This window comes from Nostoc sp., assembly GCF_036917465.1.
Classification (GTDB): Bacteria; Cyanobacteriota; Cyanobacteriia; order Cyanobacteriales; family Nostocaceae; genus Nostoc.
Genome location: NZ_JBALDL010000020.1, coordinates 86,604 through 106,815, shown reverse-complemented (window position 1 = coordinate 106,815; position 20,212 = coordinate 86,604). Strand labels below are relative to the sequence as shown.

General features: G+C 41.1%; 12 protein-coding genes and 1 pseudogene. 7 read left to right on the top strand and 6 right to left on the bottom strand.

The window, feature by feature from the left end:
- Nucleotides 1–12 precede the first annotated feature (12 nt).
- A complete protein-coding gene (locus V7K38_RS04295; protein WP_334855717.1) occupies nucleotides 13–2,073 on the bottom strand; it encodes a tetratricopeptide repeat protein in 2,061 nt (686 codons plus the stop codon).
- Between the two features lie 346 nt (nucleotides 2,074–2,419).
- On the opposite strand from V7K38_RS04295, the gene V7K38_RS04290 reads away from it, so the two are divergent.
- Nucleotides 2,420–3,295: a hypothetical protein gene (locus tag V7K38_RS04290; RefSeq protein WP_334855716.1), complete on the top strand. Its 876-nt coding sequence runs from the start codon at nucleotides 2,420–2,422 to the stop codon at nucleotides 3,293–3,295.
- Between the two features lie 205 nt (nucleotides 3,296–3,500).
- Here V7K38_RS04290 and V7K38_RS04285 read toward each other — a convergent pair whose 3' ends face one another.
- Nucleotides 3,501–5,357: an aspartate kinase gene (locus V7K38_RS04285; protein ID WP_334855715.1), complete on the bottom strand. Its 1,857-nt coding sequence runs from the start codon at nucleotides 5,355–5,357 to the stop codon at nucleotides 3,501–3,503.
- A 575-nt stretch (nucleotides 5,358–5,932) separates the two neighbouring features.
- Between V7K38_RS04285 and V7K38_RS04280 the strand changes: the two genes are divergently transcribed.
- The 4 genes and pseudogenes from V7K38_RS04280 to V7K38_RS29560 all read left to right on the top strand — a co-directional run.
- Entirely contained in the window at nucleotides 5,933–8,956 is a 3,024-nt protein-coding gene (locus tag V7K38_RS04280) for a bifunctional YncE family protein/alkaline phosphatase family protein (protein ID WP_334855714.1), read from the top strand.
- 134 nt (nucleotides 8,957–9,090) lie between these two features.
- The gene (locus V7K38_RS04275) at nucleotides 9,091–10,743 is read left to right on the top strand and encodes an iron uptake porin (RefSeq protein WP_334855712.1); all 1,653 of its coding nucleotides are present in this window, start codon (nucleotides 9,091–9,093) and stop codon (nucleotides 10,741–10,743) included.
- An 85-nt stretch (nucleotides 10,744–10,828) separates the two neighbouring features.
- Nucleotides 10,829–11,287: a hypothetical protein gene (locus tag V7K38_RS04270; protein WP_334855710.1), complete on the top strand. Its 459-nt coding sequence runs from the start codon at nucleotides 10,829–10,831 to the stop codon at nucleotides 11,285–11,287.
- Between the two features lie 360 nt (nucleotides 11,288–11,647).
- A pseudogene (locus V7K38_RS29560) lies at nucleotides 11,648–11,761 on the top strand (PEP-CTERM sorting domain-containing protein); the annotation flags it as partial.
- Between the two features lie 306 nt (nucleotides 11,762–12,067).
- On the opposite strand, the gene V7K38_RS04260 reads toward V7K38_RS29560, so the two are convergent.
- The 3 genes from V7K38_RS04260 to V7K38_RS04250 all read right to left on the bottom strand — a co-directional run bounded on the left by V7K38_RS04260 (nucleotide 12,068) and on the right by V7K38_RS04250 (nucleotide 16,213).
- Nucleotides 12,068–13,981 carry an alkaline phosphatase family protein gene (locus tag V7K38_RS04260; protein WP_334855707.1) on the bottom strand — a complete coding sequence of 638 codons (1,914 nt, stop codon included), beginning with the start codon at nucleotides 13,979–13,981 and terminating at the stop codon, nucleotides 12,068–12,070.
- A gap of 647 nt (nucleotides 13,982–14,628) precedes the next feature.
- On the bottom strand, nucleotides 14,629–15,771 hold the full coding sequence (locus V7K38_RS04255) for an alkaline phosphatase family protein (protein ID WP_334855706.1): 1,143 nt from the start codon (nucleotides 15,769–15,771) through the stop codon (nucleotides 14,629–14,631).
- A gap of 208 nt (nucleotides 15,772–15,979) precedes the next feature.
- Nucleotides 15,980–16,213, bottom strand: a complete 234-nt coding sequence (locus V7K38_RS04250; RefSeq protein ID WP_334855705.1) for a hypothetical protein — start codon at nucleotides 16,211–16,213, stop codon at nucleotides 15,980–15,982.
- Nucleotides 16,214–16,341: 128 nt separating this feature from the next.
- Here V7K38_RS04250 and V7K38_RS04245 point away from each other — a divergent pair, with 128 nt between their 5' ends.
- Together V7K38_RS04245 and V7K38_RS04240 are read left to right on the top strand one after the other, a co-directional pair.
- Nucleotides 16,342–16,506 (top strand): hypothetical protein, encoded by a 165-nt coding sequence (locus V7K38_RS04245; RefSeq protein ID WP_334855704.1) that lies wholly within the window; start codon nucleotides 16,342–16,344, stop codon nucleotides 16,504–16,506.
- Nucleotides 16,507–16,922: 416 nt separating this feature from the next.
- Nucleotides 16,923–19,103, top strand: a complete 2,181-nt coding sequence (locus V7K38_RS04240; protein WP_334855702.1) for an AAA family ATPase — start codon at nucleotides 16,923–16,925, stop codon at nucleotides 19,101–19,103.
- A gap of 305 nt (nucleotides 19,104–19,408) precedes the next feature.
- On the opposite strand, the gene V7K38_RS04235 is transcribed toward V7K38_RS04240, so the two are convergent.
- Complete coding sequence (locus V7K38_RS04235; protein ID WP_334855699.1) at nucleotides 19,409–20,182, bottom strand: hypothetical protein; 774 nt, start codon at nucleotides 20,180–20,182, stop codon at nucleotides 19,409–19,411.
- Nucleotides 20,183–20,212: the final 30 nt, after the last annotated feature.

Here is a 20,212-nt window from a genome sequence, read left to right as displayed (position 1 = left end):
TTGAGTCATAGCTCAGTTCTTTTCCATTCTCCCTGATTTAGGACGAGAAGTTTTCACTGGTGCTGACTTATTTTGCAGAATTGCAATTTCTCTCTGTGCATCTTGATAACTATCTTTTTCGCCTTGCTGCTGGAACAGTTTTGCAGCCTTTTTGAAATCTGCGATCGCTCCCTGTTTATTTTTCTGCTTGGTGCGAATCACACCCCGATTATAATAGGCTAAGGCATTGTTCGCATTAATGGCGATCGCTTGTGAATAATCCTGATTGGCAGCTTTTTTATTTCCCAGTTCCAGATAGGCGTTACCACGGTTGTTGTAAGCTGCTATATTATTAGGATCTAGTTTCAGGGCTTCGGTATAATCTTCAATAGCGCCTTTATAGTCTCCGAAAGAAAAGCGGTGAATACCTCTGTGAATATAAGCAACAATAAATTTAGGATCGATCTGTAAAATAGTGTTGTAATCTTCAGTACCTTCGACTTTATTTCCGAGATCGCTGTAAACATCACCTCGATTAAGATATGCTTCTATATATTTGGGATTAATGTTAATTGCCTCTGTATAATCTTTAAGTGCTGCATCTTTTTGTTTATTAAGAGATTGAGTTAAACCCCTTTGATAATAAGCTTTGGCATCGCTAGGATTAATCTTAATTACTTTATCAAAATCTTCAATTGCTTCAAGTCTTTGTCTGAGGCGACGGCGGAGAATCCCTCGCTGTAAGTAGGCTTCGGTATACTGAGGCTGGAGTGCGATCGCTTTGCTAAAGTCTCCAATCGCCCCTTTATTATCCTTTGCTTGAACACGGGCTAATCCCCGGCCATAGTAAGCATAAGCATCTTGAGAATTTAACTTAATCGCTTGGGTATAGTCTGCGATCGCTTCTTTATATTTGCCTAATTCCGAAAAAGCAAATCCTCGGTCAAAATAAGCATTACCATCTTCAGGATTGAGTACAATTGCTTGACTAGAGTCTGCTTGGGCTTGCTCATAATCTCCTAATCGATAATAAGCATCACCTCGCTTATTATAAGCTAAAGCATTTTTCGGATCTAATTCAATAACTTGATTTAAATCTTCAACTGCTCCTTCATAGTTTCCTGCCTTATATTTATTGACTCCTTCTTGATATAATTGTTTTTGAGCATCATTTACAGGTTTTGGCAGCCTCAATTGCCAAACTACAACCCCAATTGCGATCGAGCTAACTACCCCTGTCAAAACTAATAATAATTTTTTATGCTCCTGTTTTTGCTGATTGCGATTTACATTTGTGATATTTTTTAAGTCGTCTAAAACTTCGGTTGCATACTGGTAACGCTTACGATAATCAAGACGTACCATTTTATTAATAACTTTCGCTAACTTGCTGTTAATTTTGAGATTTTTGTTCCACCAAACTATTTCACCTGTCAGCCGATTTTTCTGATTTTGCAAATTAGATAAATCGTTTGTTGGTAAGCCGAGAAGTGCTGCGATCGCAACTATACCTAGAGCATATATATCACTGTTATATTTTACGTTACCATTAATTTGTTCTCTAGGCATATATTCGAGATGATCATTAGTATTAGTTCTACCTTCATTCAAAATCCCAAAATCAACTAAAACTAACTTTTTATCTGATTCCCGGCGAATAATATTTGCTGGTTTAATATCCCGATGAATTATGCCATAGCTATGTACGATCGCCAAAATTTCTAATATCTCTGATAAAAGATTAATTACTTGATCTTCACTCAGAGGTTTTCCCTGGATAATTTCGTCAGTTAAAGGATTACCAGGGATGAATTCATGAACTATATAAAATTCTTCGTTTTCTTCAAAATAAGCAATTAGCTTCTGAATTTGGTCATGTTCCTGCCCTAGTTTTTCTAAAGTTGCTGTCTTACTAGCAAACAAGCGACGCAGGATAGTTAAAGCTTGAGGATTACTACTAGAACTAGGTAACTGCCTCACTATAAATTGGCCGCTAAGAAGATTAGCATCTTCAACTAGATAGGTTTTTGTTTTTTCCCCATCATTCAGAACTTTTAGTATTCGGTAACGTCCATCTAGTAAATGAATACGCATCAATATAAATATAGTCTGATAAATTCTTTAATTATAGCTTACGTATTATTACTGCTATTTTTGTTAAAAAGCAATAGAAAAATTATGTCATTTTGGCAAGTAAAAGTATTAATTATTAGCTAATGCTGCATATTGCTAGTAATATTTATTCATTAAGAGATTGTTACAAGCTTAATCCGCTTACATATTACAACTTTGTGAGTTTAACAAAATTTGAGAAAACAGGTGTATACATAGGGCGGGGATATTTTGATCTGGACTATTCAGCAATCTCACTCATGACACATAATCCTTAAATAAGGTAAAAAAATAGCAGTTTAAATTATCTAGAACCCCAGATAAAAAATTGAAAATCAACGTATTTGGGCGAAGAAAAGGCTTGGTAGCTACTGCGAAGCGTCAATTGCTCAAGGCGCTCAATTTCCGTGACATAGCTGCTATTCATAGCTTAATTCTAGAGTTGGAAACAATTTTGGGAGCGGAAAAGTTAACCGATCTGATTGTTAATGAGCTAATGGTTGAATGCGATTCTGATAGCCACAGTTGGTTTTGTCAAATTTTTCTTGGACAAGCCCAATATGAACAGATGACAGAAAAAGCTCAAAGTAACGTCTTTAAAATTTTAGTGAGTAAAGGTTTGGAACCGGGCAAAGACTTTAGCTCTGGGCGCGATCGCAGTCTGATTATAAGCGATCGCGCAAAGCTTGTCTTAATTACCCAAGTGCCACAGGAGCATCAGGCAGCATTTGAGTCCCAGTTAGAATCCTCGTTAGTTTTAGATCCAGTCACCACCATCGAACAGCAGTTAGGGTGTGCATTTTTTACTAATTTAACTGAGATTGCCATCCAAGAAATGGAGTTATTGAGTAATTCTCAAGCGGCGGCTTATCTAGGAGTGCTGTTAGCTGGATTAGTATCGCGTCATCCTGAACTTAAAGATGTTGATTTTCCTACAAAATTTATTGTCAATGCTCTCCAAGAACTATCGCCAGAACGAGCAATGGCAATTTTGAACGATCCAGAGAGAAATCCCCAGTTCGATGAAACGATTATTTTTGGGCATTTATTAGCAGCAATGGGAGATAAAGAATATCACCGCATTGCTGAAGAAGAGGGTGGTATCAGTCTTAATCAACTTAAAAAACTTGATTTAGTTTGGTGTGGTGAACGCCGACTTTCAGAAATAGTAGCCATGATGGAAAAATGGGCATTCCCAAAATAGATAATCAGCAATTCAAAATTCAAAATTCAAAATTTATAAGACTAGCCCTTTCAAGGTGGGTAAAATTTTTGGACAATAATTACTCTTTTCTCTGTGTTGCGCCAGTGCGCCCTTGCCGTTCCCCGACTTAAAGCAACTGGCGCAACACAGAGAGGAAAGCAGAGATTTTATGAGTCACCTTGAAAGGACTAGTCCTAATTTAGTTTTATGCTGGCACGACAACTTTTTCACTACCAGCGAGTTCAAAAGCGGTATGAATGACTTGCAAAGCTTTAACACCTTGCTCTTGGGCGACGACACAGCTAATTTTAATTTCTGAGGTGGCAATCATTTGGATATTAATTTGGTGTTGGGCTAGGGCTGCAAACATTTTTGCAGCAACGCCTGGTTGTCCTACCATACCTGCACCGACAATACTCACTTTAGCGATCGCACTATCTAAAACAACTTCACCCCATCCTAACTCTGCCGCGACTTGGGTAAGCATTTTTTTGGCATTTTCCCCGTCTATCCGCGAGACTGTAAAGGCAATATCTCGCCGGGGAACACCATCAATCACCCGACAGCGCTGAGATTGAATAATCATGTCAACGCTGATATTATGCTGTGCTAATAATCCAAACAGCTTCGCCGCCATCCCTGGCCGATCTGGTAATTGGCGAATAGCAAGACGTGCTTGATTCAAATCTAAAGCAACACCGCAAACGGGGGAAGAGTGAGAAGTAGAGACGCGATTAATCGCGTCTGTAGAAGAGTTAGGAGTTAGGAGTTCTCTCTTGCTCCCTGATCCCTGCTCCCCTGCTTCAATCTCAAAGGCGGTGCAAAGTGCGGTGACGGCGCGATCGCATTCGTCAGCATTGACTACACAACTTACTTTCACTTCGCTGGTGGAAATCATCTGGATATTCACACCAGCTTCGGCTAAGGTAGCAAACATTTTTGCCGCCACACCGGGACGGCCAATCATTCCTGCGCCTGCGATGCTGACTTTGGCAATGTTATGTTCTAGCATTACCTCGGCTTCGTCAGATTTGGGGTGAGATTGACTCCTCAGTGCTGGGGCGATCGCGGCTGCTACTGCTTCTGCTCGTTTTAAAATGGGTGTGGTGACAGTAAAGGCAATGTCATTACTATTACCTTCATGGATTGACTGAATAATCAAATCTACATCTACTTTTTGCCGAGAAATTTCGCCGAATAACCTTGCTGCTACCCCTGGTTTATCGGGTACGCGCAACAAAGCTACTTTTGCCTGATCAGTGTCAAATTCTACAGCATCCACCGGACGAGCAATTTCGAGATTAATTAGCGATCGCCCTTGGGGTTTGGCTGATGTCACCCAAGTACCAGGGGCATCTGTCCAACTAGACCTAACTACAAGGGGAACACCATAGTTACGAGCAATTTCCACAGCGCGGGGATGCAAGACTTTTGCGCCCAAGCTAGCTAGTTCCAACATTTCATCGCAGGTGATGGCATCCATCAACTGGGCTTCGGCAACTAAGCGGGGATCTGTAGTGAGAATCCCTGGAACGTCTGTATAAATTTCACAAAAATTAGCTCCTAATGCGGCTGCGATCGCCACTGCCGAGGTGTCGGAACCACCGCGCCCCAAAGTTGTAATTTCCATTTCCCCGGCGTTCGATGTGCCTTGAAACCCTGCTACAACGACTACTTTACCTTCATTTATATGGCGACTGAGGCGAGTAGTATCAATATGTAAAATCCGAGCGCGGCTGTGTTCGGCTTCAGTAACAATTCCTACCTGAGCGCCAGTCATCGAAATTGCTGGTTGTCCGAGTTCCTGCAAAGCCATGCTAAGTAAGGCGATGGTTACTTGTTCGCCAGTAGAAAGCAGCATATCCATTTCCCGGCGGTTAGGATTGGGAGAAATTTCATTAGCTAGTTTGACGAGTCCATCGGTGGTTTTGCCCATTGCTGAAACGACTACTACCAGAGAGTTTCCAGCTTGGACAGTTTTATAAACACGCCCTGCAACAGCTTGAATGCGTTCCACTGAACCGACAGATGTACCACCGTATTTCTGAACTATGAGCGCCATAACTTTTATGCAATCAATTGTGTCTGTTTTGCTCAATGCCTCCGCCGGGTTAGGAAGCTTTGAACATATCAATAGATATTTAGTTTACTAAAAATTGTGTAGTATACCCAATCATCAGTTGATTATTCAAAAACTACATCTTCGTAAAGTGCTGCCATTGTTTCCTCAAAATCCACGCTGTTGAGTCGAAATGATTGATGTTCTGCTGTAAGGTGATTTCCAGAATAAAAATTACCACACAACATCATTCCAACGTAGAGGGAAAGGGCTATTCACTCTCCTAATCGGTAAAATTATTTTGAGAAATCACCTAAGTTAAATAAGATTCGGATCTAGTTTATGGCAAACTCCAAGCGCAGCAAATATGCCAGAGCGATCGCGCGTCGGCTACCTGAAAATATTCCTCAACTAGATTGCCCTGAGTATTGACGATACAAGAGAACCAAGTTCTTAATTTTGAACAACATCGGCTTAATTCACAATAATGCGTAAAATATAACCAAAAATTATTCCCAACTTAACCAGGAACGATAAATATCTTAATTTAAAGCTCAAATTTAATATAGAAACCTCAAATGAAAATTTGCCAAAACCAAAGGTATTTATTAGGACTCCTTCTTCTAAGTACGCTGAGTGCAAATATACAATCAGTTAGCGCTCGGACTACCAGCGCCGTTGGTAACTTAGCGGGTGGAGGTGCTTTGCTACCCACAGGTCAAATCATCACACCCGCAGCAGCACCAGGCTCAACTTTTGCACCTTTAGCAACTGGTTTGCGTACAGATGATAATGCTGATGCTGCTGAAGCTGTAAGCACAGCCCTTAGCCCAAATGGAAAAATTCTACTGGTACTTACCAGTGGCTATAACCAAAACTTCAAGAATGAAAATACAGGTAGTAATTTAACTTACCCTGTATTAGACCCACTAACTGGTAAACCAAGTGGGACAACAACCCCCAAAGCCGAATGGGTTTTTGTCTATGATGTCACTAATGGAAAGTTAGTTAAAAGACAACAGATCAACATTCCCAATACCTATAATGGTTTAGTTTGGGCTAAAGATGGCTCGCGTTTCTTTGTATCAGGCGGTATTGACGATCGCATCTATGTTTATGGCTCTAATGGCAATGAGTACGTACCGCAAGCACCCTTTATTTTACTAGGACATAATTCTAACCCAACAGACCCCTTCCCTAAATATGATGGTGGTTTGTTGAAAAACACACCAGCTAAAGCTGTGTCAACAGGAGCAGTTGTCGCAGGTTTAGCAGTTAGTAAAGACGGCAATACTTTAGTAGCTGCTAACTTTGAAAATGACTCCATATCAATTGTTGATACTAATAGCCGCCAGGTAACTAAAGAAATTAAGTTTTTTAAGGCAGGGGATAAAATTGCAACTGGGGAATTTCCTTTTGATGTCGCCATCAAAAATACAGGAGATGGTAAAGCAGCTAAAGTCTTCATCAGCAGTCAGCGCGATAACGAAGTGCTTGCTGTTACCATTGCTACAGGACAAATTAACCGCATACTTGTACAAAGCCAGCCAAATAAGGTATTGCTCTCACCTGACCAAAATCGATTGTACGTAGCTAACGGTAACAATGACTCGGTTTCTATCATTGATACCAATAGTAATCGGGTAGTGCAGACAATTTCTTTATCTCGACCTGGTGAAAAGTATAAAGGTGCAAATCCTAATTCTCTAGCTCTCAATCCAGATGGGCAGACACTTTACGTCACCTTGGGTGGTGAAAACGCTGTGGCTGTTGTAGACTTGCGTTCTAGTCAAGTGGCTGGACGTATCCCTACAGGTTGGTATCCAAATTCTGTAAGTGTTAGTGCTGATGGTCAAAAACTCTACGTTGTCAATGCCAAAAGTAATTCTGGCCCCAACCCATCAAACAGTCGAACAACAACAGCCGGACAAGGACGTAACACCAATTTTAAAAATGACTACACTTGGGCATTAGAGAAAGCAGGCATCTCAATTATTCCAGTGCCAAAAGGCGCAACTTTGGCTAACCTTTCAGCCCAGGTAGACAAAAACAACGGTTTTTATAATCGTCGTCCCGATCGCACAATGAGGTATTTACAAGGTAAAATTAAGCACGTTATTTACATACTTAAAGAAAACCGTACTTATGACCAAGTACTCGGTGACTTACCTCTTGGTAATGGCGATCCAGCACTCACTTTATTCCCACAGCGTATTTCACCCAACCATCACAAGCTGTCCCTTGGCTTTGCAACTTTTGATAACTTCTACGACAGTGGGGAATCCAGTGGAGTCGGCTGGAACTGGTCTACCTACGGTCGGACTACAGACTACACCGAAAAAACTCAATCAGTTCTTTACGGTAACGCTGGCTTTAACGGCTTAACCTACGATTACGAAGGTACAAATCGCAATATCAGTATCGCACTAGGGCAAACTTCCGCGAATAACTCCCCAATTAATACCCGTTTAACGGGTATTTTAGATCCTTCTGGGCAGTCTTCCATACTGCCTGGAGACAGGGATGTTGATGCTCCCGAAGGTGATGGTAATCTTGAACCAAATGCTATTGGTGGTTATCTGTGGGATACGGCGCTACGTGGTGGAAAAACTGTACGTAATTACGGTTTCTTTGTTGATAATGCAATTCCCTACACCACTAGCCAAGCCGATCCGACTAAACCCGATCCCAAAAACCCGGCTTATATCCCGATCTCTCCAACCCCGTACGCTGACAAGATTCCTCAAGCTCCCGTTACTAAAACTGTACTATTGGATAAAACCGATCTTTATTTCCGCTCATTCGATCAAAATAATGCTGATACTTATTTGTACAGCGAATGGGAAAGGGATTTGAAGCAAAATGGACTACCAAATTTAATGCTTGTGCGTTTATCTCACGATCATTTTGGTTCTTTTGGTACTGCTTTGGCTGGGCTAAATACTCCTGAACTGCAAATGGCAGATAATGACTATGCTATTGGCAAGCTAGTAGAGAAAATTTCTCATCTGCCGGAGTGGAAAGAAACAGCCATTTTCATCATTGAAGATGATTCTCAAAATGGGCCAGATCACGTTGATTCTCACCGTTCCTTAGCCTACGTGATTTCGCCCTACACAAAACGGGGTACTCTCGTCAGCACTAACTACAACACCATTAGCGTATTGCGGACAATGGAGGATTTGTTAAACATTGGCTATTTGGCAATTACTGATGCTAATGCTGAACCAATGTCAGATGCCTTCACAACAGAACCGAACTTTGAGCCTTACACAGCGATTGTGCCAGGTAACTTATGTGCTGCTCCTGTAGATCCAAAATTAGTACCAGCTTGCCAAGACCGGAATGTTGAAAAGACAGCAGCTATGCCGATTCTAAATCCTAGAAAATGGTGGGCTGCTATGACTAAAGGCTTCGATTTTGCAGGTGAAGATAAGCTCGATCCCGAAGAATTCAACGAAATTCTCTGGACAGGAATTAAGGGTGATAATATCCCTTATCCTGAAGAACGTAACCGTAAAGATTTGCGGCAAAATCGCGCTCAGATGTTAAAGCATTGGCAATTGAGTCAAAGGGATAATTCTACTGAAGCTAAGAAGTAAGTGTTAGATATCTGCTGAAAAAGGATGTAGAGACGTAGTATTGCTACGTCTCTACAAGGATTGTAATAGGTGAATTTTGGTGTGATTTACCTGTTTTTTCAATTGATAATAAATGGTGTGAGGATGATAGAAAAATGATCAAAATGTTTTGGAAGTGGCTGCCGATTTCTCCAGTGGCTTTGGGGCTATTCTCGGTAATCACTACCACAACTGCGGCGGGCAATGCTAACGCACTTCCAGTTCAAACTGGAACCGTTCAGGAATCAGCAGGACAGGTAACATCTGTTTCTCAACTGGCGGATGTACAGCCGACAGATTGGGCATTCGGTGCATTGCAATCTTTGGTGGAGCGTTATGGGTGTATTGCTGGTTATCCCAATGCAACTTATCGGGGTAATCGGGCTTTAACTCGTTACGAATTTGCGGCGGGAATTAATGCTTGCTTAGAACGGGTAAATGAACTAATTGCAACTGCAACAACTGATATTGTTAAAAAAGAAGATTTAACAACCCTGCAAAAATTACAAGAACAGTTTGCGGCTGAATTGGCTACTTTGCGGGATCGGTTGGATGCTTTAGAACCTCACCAAGATGCTGTGGAAAAACAGCAGTTTTCGACCACGACAAAACTTCATGGGGAGGCCATTTTTGCTATATCAGGGTTTGCTGCTGGGCAAGATGCCGATAATGCTGATATTCCTAGAAATACAACTTTTGGCGATCGCGTTCGCCTCAACTTTGACACCAGTTTTACTGGTAAAGATTTACTCAGAACTCGATTACAGGCTCTCAACTTCAATTCCTTTTCTGGTGACGGTGGCACCGGAACTAGATTACCAGAAGGGACTCTAGCCTTTAATGGAGAAATTGGAGATGAAGCTCCTGAAAATAATCAAGTTAGAGTTGAGACGCTGTTTTACAGATTTCCTCTAGGCAAAAAAACCGAAGTCACTTTTTTTGCCAATGAAGGAGAAGTTGAAGACTTTATGGATACAGTCAACCCCTTCTTAGATGGTGACGAGGGAGCCAGGGGTGCTTTATCTAAGTTTGGTAGCCGCAATTCGGTCTACTATTTTGTACCTTCTGGTGCAGGGATTGGGCTGACACATCGCCTATCTGAGCAATTGGAATTAAGTTTAGGATATTTGTCTAATACAGCATCTAATCCCAACTCTAGGAATGGTTTTTTCAATGGTTCTTATGGGGCGATCGCTCAGTTGACTTTCCAACAAGGCGATCGCTTCACCATCGGTTTAACTTACGTCAATGCCTACAATAACCAGGGTGAAGATTTGGCCATTCCAGGTACGGGTAGCCAAAAGGCTAACTTGGGCTTAGTTACCGATTCGCCCACTTCCACCAACGCTTACGGCTTGGAAGCATCCTATCAAGTAAATTCTCGCTTTTTTATTAATGCTTGGGCTGGTTATGCCAAAACCCGCGTTTTGGGTGTAGGAGATGCCGATATTTGGAACTATGCAGTTGCTTTGGCTTTCCCGGATTTGGGTAAAAAAGGCAATCTGGCGGGGATTGTTGTGGGTATGGAACCGAAAGTGACCGGTGCTAATGGAGCGATCGCTAATGTCTTTACGGACATAGTTGCACCCCAAAACCGCGATTCTGCTCAAGACAGAAATACCTCTTTACATATTGAAGGTTTTTACAGCTATGCACTTTCAGACAATATTACCATCACTCCTGGTTTAATTTGGCTGACTGCCCCCAACCACGACGATCGTAACAGTGATGCTGTATTGGGAGTTATTAGAACTACCTTTACTTTCTAAATTCTGCTGTGGTTTTAGTCAGACGATTTTGGATTTTAGATTGGTCGTCAAGGAATCATTAGTCAAGATAATTTGAGGATTTGTTATGGACAAAATACGATTGAGTTCCATTTTTTTCAGATATAGTCTGACCTCTGTCATATTATTAACAACACTTTCTGCCGAGTTAATTCGCCCAGTCAAAACACTAGCTCAATGCACCCCTGGTACTAATAACTGCGAGAAGAAAACAGATAATTCTTCTTGTGATTCTAGAAATCCATATAACTTGGTTGCAGACACTACAAGAGTACGGAGAATTAAGATTGCTTGGGATGTATGTCAAAAAAATGATTTTTATCAAGTGAGTTGGGGCGACGATAAAGATGATATGACACAAATCGATGATCCAACAGCACGTAGTTGGACTTATGTGGGAGCTAAGGATCTTCTTAAGTACACCTTTAAAGTTCGTGGGTGCAATGCCCGTCCTACTCAAGATACTGCTAAAGAACCAGATTGCACCCCTTGGACAGAATTACTTGTAACAACACCTGATTGGTAACTCTTGCTGGTGTTTGTTGCCAATAGCTAATTTGACTTCAATCTTGATTTTTTTTCGTTGCTTCGCTGTCAAGATCACTTACACAAACCTATCTTGAGGATAATCGATATGAAATTCTTTCCCCAATTAGCGATCGCTACTAGTCTTGTTCTAGGTTTAGCTACCTTAAGCACTAAATCTGCATCGGCTGCAATTGTTAATTATGCTTTCAGTGTTGATAGTTCTACAGCTAAGGGAAATGGTTTATTTAGCTTTGATGACTCAACCTTCAGTAATGATAATTTTCCAGTAGCACCACTTCAGTCGCTAACTTTTCAATTCGATAACGATTCCAATATTTACACCGCCAAGGATGATATTGAATATCCAGATTATCCCCTTGCATTTCCAACTGTAGCTTTAGCTGATAATGCATCGATTGGATTGCTGTACAACTTCCAGGGTAAAGTTAATCCTTCTAAAAGCTACGAAATTTCTGGAACAATATTTTCTGTATCCTCCGAAACCCCCGATTCTGGTACAGTTTCTTATCGAAAAGTACCAGAGCCTAGTACTTTAAATAGCACACTTCTTGTTGGCATCATTGGTTTGTTTCTGACAAGAAAGGTAACGCTTTGGAGAACGCATTTCAGAGGCGACTAAACTCAAGGTAAAGCGTATCCTGAAGTATTGAGGAGATACAAATTTTGTTATCTTTGCGCTACACCAATTCGCTCTAAGCACAAGAATTACTAGAAACTGATGTGTTAAATACCACATCAGTTTCTTCATTTGTTTTTTTTATTCCTCGTACTCCCTGCGCTCTTTATCTATTCGGTATTTTTCTATTTGCAAGTTCCTAAAATCCAGTGGTAATGTCTGGGTTCTATCAATCTGAACACCTTGCAGTCGTTGAGGATTTAAACCTAGAACCTGTAATGTAGTTGGAGCAATTTGGGTGGTAGAAACGGTTTGACTGATAGTTTTACCTTGGAGATTGCGGGAAAATCCAGTGCTGCCGGCAATTAAGGCTACGTGGGTATCAGCATCAGTAAATCCACCATGCTCTGCACGCTTCTTGGTAGCATTACCAAAGAAATAGCCAGTTTTGAGTGGAACAATAATGTCAGGGGTGCGTTCGTTTGCCCTTGGATCTCCCAATCCGGCATTGATGATGCTCTGACCATATAATACTTTTCCCTGAGCAGCTGCATCCTCAGTTGAAAATAAAGTATTTCCTGTGGGATCGCTGACTTGATCAACAGCAGTATCAAATGAGTAATTTTTGGATTTCAGCAGGGCTACTGCTTTTCGGACATCAGATGGATTTTTCAAAAAGATCAGCGATGAAGTATCCTGACCTCGCTCAGAAGCAATCTGGATGCCGTTTCTTACTAACAGAGCAGCAACAGCAGTTAGGTTTCCATCACCACCAGCAGCACCTGTAACACTATCAAATGTACTGCTCAAACCAACAGTTGGATCTTGGACAGGATTTTGCCCGTGCTTGGCAGTTAAAATCACTAAAGTTGAACTGTCTAATCCTTTCTTTTTCAGTTCATTCAAAATCAGACCGATGCTCGCATCAGTATGGGCTACTGCACTTACCAGATCAGGACGGGCATTACCATCTTTGTCAATCCCGCCACCATTAAACTGAGAGGCAGTTTCTTTCTCGCCGACGCTCACAGCTTGGAAATTTAAGCCAAAAATTGCCGGAGTGCCTACTTTTATCGTACCAGAATCGTTCAATCCATCAATCTCGTTTAATATCTGCTTAACCTTGAGATCGTCGTAGGCTGAGGTTGTTGCTACACTTGTGAACTGGTTGGCGCTAAAGCCAGCAGGTGGAGCCTTAAACAGAGCCGGATTACCCTTTGTCCCGTCATTAAAGAAAGTAGACGTGATTTGAGAGTTGGTGTTGGAGTAAGGAGTACCTGTTGATTGATCGACTAAAGCCCCAAGGGTGCTTGGGAAAAGTCCTGGCTTAGTTGGATCAATTGCCACTGCCGCGTTAATTTCTAGTGAAGAGTAATCGCTAATGCTGCCGACCTGACCCGTTGCCAAATTAAACTTCGTTGGGTCTTGTGTATTTCCAGCGAGGATGGTGTAAGCTGCGGGATGCTTGTCAGACCAAGCAGTACGTAGTCCCGCCGCGCTAGCTACGTCAAAAATGGTATTTACTTTCAGATACTGGTTGGGGTAAACAGGGTTGCCATTGCTATCAACAGGCAATTGGGTTTGATCAAATCCCTGACCGCCATCTAAGGTGCCACCCTTACCATTATTCCAAGATGCATCAACGTTTTCAGCAAATTCTATGACAGTACCGGGTTTGGCGGTGCCTGCGGTGATTTGGGCAGCAGTGGTACCTGGGGCATACAAGGCGCGACTGTAGGATTTATCATAAAATACACCTGTCGTACCGGGGTTAGCACCAGTGATATAGTTTAGCTCCCCAGGAAAGGAATCTGATGGTGCAGAAGCAAAAGCATTGGTGTATGTCACACCTTCTCTCTGCAAACGCTTGATATTTTTCAAAGAAGATTGCAGATTAGCAACTGATAGATCCGAGTTGTGCAATCCATCAATCGAAATAATCAGAACATGACTAAAGCGGGCAGTTGTATTTCCGGGACTGATTGCTTGGACACCAGGAATCAGGGTGTTGCTAACAATCGTCGCGGTCAACACCCCAGAAAGCGTTTTCTTCATTGTGTGTAACTAAATTGGAAAAATGGCTTATGATTTCAAAAAACTGTAAAAATCCGGGATTCAAGGGCTACTTCTTTTGCCAATGGCTCTTGCCAAGCATTAAAGACTCCCAGGATCACCCCACTGAGAGCATTGAAAAGATAGAAGCGAAATCTATTCACAGGTATTGATTACAAATATGCACGGGAGGAAATGCTGACAGTGGGTCTTACGTGATTTTGCCGATTATTCGGAAGCATAAATTTTATTAAATCAATAACAGCGTAAGCAACGCAAGTAGACTGAATCTTGCTTTACCAAATCTTTATAATCACTTCTGATGTCGCAAAAATAAATTCAGAGGGATTTTACCCCGTTTCAGCAATCACACAGATTCTCAATAATTGTTAATTCCTGTTTTTACAAGGCTTTCCGAGTTAGGGAATTTCAACTTTAGGTAATAATTTTCTCCCTAGGTTTTTAAAGTATTAGCAAAGTTAAGGTTTTGTTAATGTTTAAATAATCTGATAATGCAATCAAAAATGGCGTTGTTGCACCAATAGGAGAATGAAAAATTTCGAGGATGGGATCGCGCAGACTCTAGCTCAAGCAGGTTTCCAAATTGAACGCTGGCTTCCCAAAAATTTTGACCGCAAATTTGAGATTCCTTATTTTTTCATAAATAAATTGGTCAGAGGTTTAACTCCTTTAGTAGTTTCATTGGCGGAGTTTAAGTATTCATAAATCCCAAAAGCATCTTCAGTAGTTCGTAGCAATGAGTAGTGATTATAGGGCGTGCTATCAACAATGCCATGTAAGCCGTGGTTAGTAATCACAATGGTAGCAATGTGACCACGTCCAAAGTTAGCGGGACTATCAGGGTCAAAACCACAACAACCTTGAATTTGCTCTTTGAGAGGAGGATTATTATCTTCATCCCAAGTAATAATAATTGCATTATTGCCAGACTCCGCCCACAGCTTAGAAGTAGTTATTTGATTAACAACTTTGCCAATGATTGAATCAGCAGTTTGAATCAGTTTTTGCAATTGGGGACATTCTGGTAAGCCGTGCATTTCATGGCATTGGTTGAAAATGATCTGGCTGTAATTAGGAACTTTGCCACTCTTCAGGTCGTTTTGAAGTTGAGTAATCCCAACTATTTTACTGGGTAAATCGGGGTCATCTTGGACTATTTTGAAGTTCATAAAACCATTATGCTTGACCGCATACAAAGCACGGTTGAGGCTGGGAGCGACAACAGACTTAGAGCCTGGCTCAGGAATATCTTCAAAATAGCCTTTCCAAGTCAGTCCCTTTTGTGACAATTGATCGATTAAGCTTTTAGAAGTAATAGTATGATTAGCATAATTAGCTTGATGAGAATTGTTACAGAATTGCTGATTACTACTAGCATTGCAATAAAAAGCATCATCATCATGAATACCAAAAGTACTCCCGCTCAAAATGGCAACGTAGTTAGCTTCGCTGGGATGCACTTCTCCATAAAAATTACTAGCCAATCCGTAGTTTTTTGCGAGTTGATTAAGCATGGGTGCATTGGGATTACCAATAATTTGGTCATAAAATTTATTTTCTGCAACAATTACAAAGATATGATCGTATTTAGGAATGGCTTTGTCATCTGGTGTCGCCGTTGAAACTAATGCTTTATTTTCAATTAATGGTGGTGCTTTTGTTGCCGATTGGCTAGATTTTTGGGATTTGGATAAACAACTATTGAGTATCAAACTTAAACCAAATAAGCAAAAATGATGAAGAATTATTTGAAGTCTGGGGTTTAATGACATAAATACAGAGAATAAATATTGAGTATATAGTGTTTCTATCTAGAATGTTAATCCTGCTAGAGAAGGCAGAAATTTTGTTCATACAGAGCTTCTTCTGAGGCTAAATCTGTTTTTAGTTCTTCAAATCAGATATTCCTACCCCCTATACAATTAGTGCAGATTGCCCAAACTATTAACTTTATACGGCTAGCTTAAGTAGGGTCAATATTCAGTCTATTTGTAAGTTACTAATTCTACATTCAAGCTCTATAAAACCCAAAAACCTTTCCTCAAACTCAGTCAAGTAAGGGCGCTTCAACTCTCCCAAATACTTCAAAACTGCCTCTGCTGGCGCTTCTAGCTTGCCACTGTCCCGTAGCCTACTGATGCGATCGCAAATCACCTGCATCTGCTGACATTCTGACTCCAAGTAATTGAGCGGCTTTAGGTGGTCAATTCTCACGGTGTATTCTCCATTCCACATTGTCACTGTACAACTGAATTCGCCCACTTGGTTAACGATGCCCCAGCACCCACCTCTTCCCCTCTAATAACGATTATCATTATTATTTAGATTTTGACTCTTGATTTTTGTTGAGTAATTTATTCCTTGGAAGTCCCTTATCTCTGTTGCGAAATAGCAGAGCGACAATTCCAGAAGCAGCTACATCTGTTGGTGTTCCAGTTGAGGTTATTTCTGAATTAGGAAGAATCGCCTTAAATGACCACCTAATCAGACTAGGACAGCAGCGCTAGAGGTGATGCACAGGGGAAAATAGAAAGGAAGTTAACAACTCTCACTCAAATAGTTGATATACTGCCGTTTTTTTTAGGCGCGACCTTGCAACACTTTTGCTGGGTTGTACCAGTCGCAATTGGGGGAGCTAAACCAATGCTATTAACAAGGTTATCTAATACTGGCTCGTTAGTAAGTAGGTCGGCACGATAAAACCCATGTACGTTGAGTTTTGTAAAAACTCTAGAATTACTGATTTATAAGCTGTTGACTGATTTTGCATTTCGTCACATAGGTTGATTTTTCAACGCAGACTTACTTATTGCGCCTTTAAGTTTGTATATAAAATTTATAAATTTTGTCAAAGTAGATTTTAGAAATCAAAAATATCCTTCATACTTTAAGACAGTAATCCTACGTAAAATTTAAGGAAGGGATGGCAATTACATCTCTATTACAGCGACTAAGTGCAGAACGGAATCGCAGATTTGTAGGACGTGAGCGGGAAGTGGAGCTATTTCTTGATGCGATCGCCTCAAGAGAATTACCTTTTCACATTTTGCACGTCTTTGGCCCTGGCGGTGTGGGCAAGACAACCCTGATGCAGCAGTTTTTGCGGTTTTGTGAACAGTCAAAAATATCAACTATCTACGTAGAAGGACGTAATATAGAAGCTGCGCCTGAATCTTTTGTTAGCACGTTGCGATCGTTGATGGGATTGAATGAATCAGATTCTCCTTTGCATCTGCTAGCCCAAAGCCAAGAACGTCATGTAATTTTAATTGATACTTATGAAGCTATTACCCAGCTAGATGAATGGTTGCGAGAAGTATTCTTACCCCATTTGTCTGTTAATACCTTAATTGTGATTGCTGGACGCAACCCGCCCTCATCTGGTTGGTGTAGCGATCCAGGTTGGCAAGCTTTGATGCAGACTTTACCTCTACGCAACCTGACTCCAGAAGAAAGTCAAACTTATCTCACCACACGAGATATTCCCACCACACAACACCAGGCGATTCTAGATTTTACCCACGGACATCCTCTAGGATTATCTTTGGTTGCTGAGGTGTTTGCTCAGGGAAAAGAAATCTCTTTTCAAGCAGAATCTGCTCCCAATGTTGTTAAAACACTGTTGTCAAGATTCATCAAAGAAGTACCAACGCCGGCACACCGGATGGCTTTAGAAGCTTGTGCAGCGATCAGGCTGACTACCGAAGCCGCACTAAATCAAATATTGACTGTGCCTGAAAATACTTTAGCTGTATCGGCTCAATCTTTAGGGGAAATACTTGATGTTCACGATTTATTTGAATGGTTGCGCGGACTGTCGTTTATCGAATCAGGGCAATGGGGTTTATTTCCCCACGATTTAGCACGGGAAGTATTAATTGCTGACTTGCGTTGGCGGAATTCGGAATTTTACAATGAATTACATCACCGAGCGCGTCAATACTATACTAAACGACTAGAAGAAACCCAAGGGCAAGAAAAGCATCGAGTGCTACTTGATTATATTTTTTTGCATCGGGATAACTCGGCTATTCGCTCCTGTTTTACCTGGGGTGAGCAAAGTAGTTTATTAACGGACTCACTACGGGAAACTGACAAAACCGCACTGCTAGAGATGGTGTCACAATACGAAGGTGAAGAATCAGCAAAAATAGCAGCTCGCTGGTTGAAGCGCCAACCGCAGAATGTAGTAGTATTTCGTGACTCGCACTCCGAACCTGCGGGATTTGCAATGATGGTAGCATTGCATACAGCAACTGTTGAAGATTTGAGTGCAGATCCGGGCGCTTTTGCATCTTGGCACTATCTTCAAACCCATGCACCATTACGCCCTAGCGAAGGCGCAACTATTTTCCGCTTCTGGATGGCGCGGGACACCTATCAAGCTGTTTCCCCCACCCAAAGTTTAATTTTCACTAATTTTGTGCAGTATTTTCAGAATACACCGGGGTTAGCGTACACCTTTCTACCTTGTGCCCAAGCAGATAGTTGGACAGCAATGTTAAACTACTTCGACTTAACACGAGTTTCTGAAACTGATTTTACAGTTGGGGGAAAACACTACGGTGTTTATGGCCATGACTGGCGAATTGTGTCACCTGCCGCATGGAAGGAAATTTTGGCACGAAAAGAGGTTACAACTGCCGGAGAATCTGTAGACAATACTCCAGTCGGTGAACCTCTGTTAGTTCTTAGTCAGCCAGAATTTACGGAGGCAGTGCAGAATGCGTTACGTAACTTTAGTTGTCCTGATGCATTACAGAATAATCCCTTAATGCGATCGCGAAGCTTGCATGAAATGCTTTCTGGCTTAGTTAAAGAACAAGTTGCCACAAAAGCAAATGTAAACGAGAATCCTTTGGACACATTAGGCGAACACGTTAACGCTTTACAAAATCTGGTGAAACAAGCAGTTGAATATTTACAATCATCCCCACGTGACGAAAAACTCTACCGCGCTGTTTATCGAACTTATTTAAATCCCGCCCCCACCCAAGAACAAGCAGCTGAGTTACTAAATTTGCCTTTCAGTACCTATCGCCGTCATCTAAAAGCTGGGATAACGAGAGTTACAGATATTTTATGGCAAAGAGAAATTAGCTAATCAGCTAAAATTACGAGTCTTAGTGCGAAATCCTTTTATTAGGGATAATATCAAAGACTTAGATTGAGCCAAAAAAGTGTTTCAGCCTGTGACAAGCTAAATTCGAAATAGCCTATTATGCACAAAGCAGTTATTAAAGAGATGAAGACAAATCGTTTCATATTTTCCTCAAAATAACATTGACTGACAAACTTATCACATACAATTAGCAATGAATTAAATGTCCAGCGACTATCTTTGGCTATTGCCATTTTTGTCAGTTTATATTAAGTCCTTAACGGGCGATCGCCCGTTAAGTGATAAATTTAGAGTGATTCATTAAGAAGTTCGTTGACAGATTTTAGCTTTCTCAGTTTGCGCTTTAGTATGAAGCTGCTACCAAAAATACCAAAGGCTATTGTGCTGGCGATTGAAGAAGGTTCTGGGACATTTACCGCACTGCTACCGAGTGTAATATTGCCAGGACCTGTGATGGTATTGGTAAAAGTACCAAAACTGTTATTGCTATTGTCAAATCCAGTAGTAACTAAAAAGTATTGATTATTAGCAGTTAAGCTCAAGCCACTAAAACCAGATGTGCGTTCATATGGAAAAGGATCATTCCCATTGAGTAAATTAACTAATGGGGTAGCTGAGTTAAAGCTGTTCTGGTACAAGAATTGGATGCCCAGGAAATCTTGAGAACCTACAACATCATAAGAGCCTGTAGTATTAACAGAGAAAGGCTGACTGTAATAAGGGACGGCAGTACCATTACTAGAAAGTGACGTGGGTGGGTTAGTACCACCTTCAAAGCCTTCCGTTTCTGGGCGGTTAAAAGTTGGTGCGTTTGTTGTATCACCTGAATATGAAATGGTGGATGCTTGAGATGGAAGGATAACACTTACAGATAGAGCGATGGCTACGCCGAAAGCAGGCATCGTAACAGAAGCAATAGGGATTGAACGTAAGAGCGATTCTTGCCAAAAATTAAATGAACACTTACTCAAACTCTTAAGCTTGGCTGTTTGTGAAAGCTTGGTAGAGCGATGAGATAGATTGTTTTCTGAAACGATGGATTCTTTAATTGCTTGTGACATATAGTAGTTGTTCAAGGTTATTTTTACAAA

Bases quoted from the DNA above. Each gene is read 5' to 3' on its own strand.
- V7K38_RS04295 (WP_334855717.1), bottom strand. From the start codon at position 2,073: ATGCGTATTCATTTACTAGATGGACGTTACCGAATACTAAAAGTTCTG.
- V7K38_RS04285 (WP_334855715.1), bottom strand. From the start codon at position 5,357: ATGGCGCTCATAGTTCAGAAATACGGTGGTACATCTGTCGGTTCAGTG.
- V7K38_RS04280 (WP_334855714.1), top strand. From the start codon at position 5,933: ATGAAAATTTGCCAAAACCAAAGGTATTTATTAGGACTCCTTCTTCTA.
- V7K38_RS04275 (WP_334855712.1), top strand. From the start codon at position 9,091: ATGATCAAAATGTTTTGGAAGTGGCTGCCGATTTCTCCAGTGGCTTTG.
- V7K38_RS04270 (WP_334855710.1), top strand. From the start codon at position 10,829: ATGGACAAAATACGATTGAGTTCCATTTTTTTCAGATATAGTCTGACC.
- V7K38_RS04260 (WP_334855707.1), bottom strand. From the start codon at position 13,981: ATGAAGAAAACGCTTTCTGGGGTGTTGACCGCGACGATTGTTAGCAAC.
- V7K38_RS04255 (WP_334855706.1), bottom strand. From the start codon at position 15,771: ATGTCATTAAACCCCAGACTTCAAATAATTCTTCATCATTTTTGCTTA.
- V7K38_RS04240 (WP_334855702.1), top strand. From the start codon at position 16,923: ATGGCAATTACATCTCTATTACAGCGACTAAGTGCAGAACGGAATCGC.
- V7K38_RS04235 (WP_334855699.1), bottom strand. From the start codon at position 20,182: ATGTCACAAGCAATTAAAGAATCCATCGTTTCAGAAAACAATCTATCT.